Genomic DNA, 459 nt, shown 5'->3' on the forward strand with positions numbered 1-459 from the left:
CGGTAGTCGGTGGATAAGCGGTTTTCCTGCGCGTATAGCTGCGCTATTGGTTTAATGCTGAGGAAAGGAAAAGCGATGTTTATCGTATCGTTGGAATATATTAAAGACTTGGCTGCGGTTGACACCTACCTGTCCGAGCATATTGCGTATCTAGAACGGTATTATCAAGCAGGTGTATTTGTTATGTCTGGACGCAAACAGCAGCGGACGGGCGGCGTTATCCTGATGAAAGCATCAGGCAGGGAACAGGTGGAAAAGTTAATTGCAGAAGACCCGTTTCACCGAGAAGGCGTAGCGAAATACAAGAGTACCGATTTTATTCCGACTAAGGTCGTCGAAGGACTTGCCAACTACTTGGAAACTCTCTAAACCGATTTTTCAGCAGGCTATTGCCAAGAAAATAATATTACAAAGGAAGCAATCATGGTTACCCTATACAGAGAAATTTTCTCTTCGAGG

The 459-nt window shown here is 44.7% G+C and carries 1 protein-coding gene; it reads left to right on the plus strand.

The genetic code is table 11. The annotated features are described in order from the left end of the window. Positions 1-75 precede the first annotated feature (75 nt). Entirely contained in the window at positions 76-369 is a 294-nt protein-coding gene (locus tag ACTHUT_RS21935) for a YciI family protein (protein ID WP_440419935.1), read from the plus strand. The last annotated feature ends 90 nt before the right edge of the window (positions 370-459 follow it).

It is taken from the genome of Neisseria sp. P0022.S010, from assembly GCF_051956635.1.

Excerpts from the sequence above, each read along its gene's own strand:
- ACTHUT_RS21935 (WP_440419935.1), top strand. The coding sequence starts at position 76 with ATGTTTATCGTATCGTTGGAATATATTAAAGACTTGGCTGCGGTTGAC.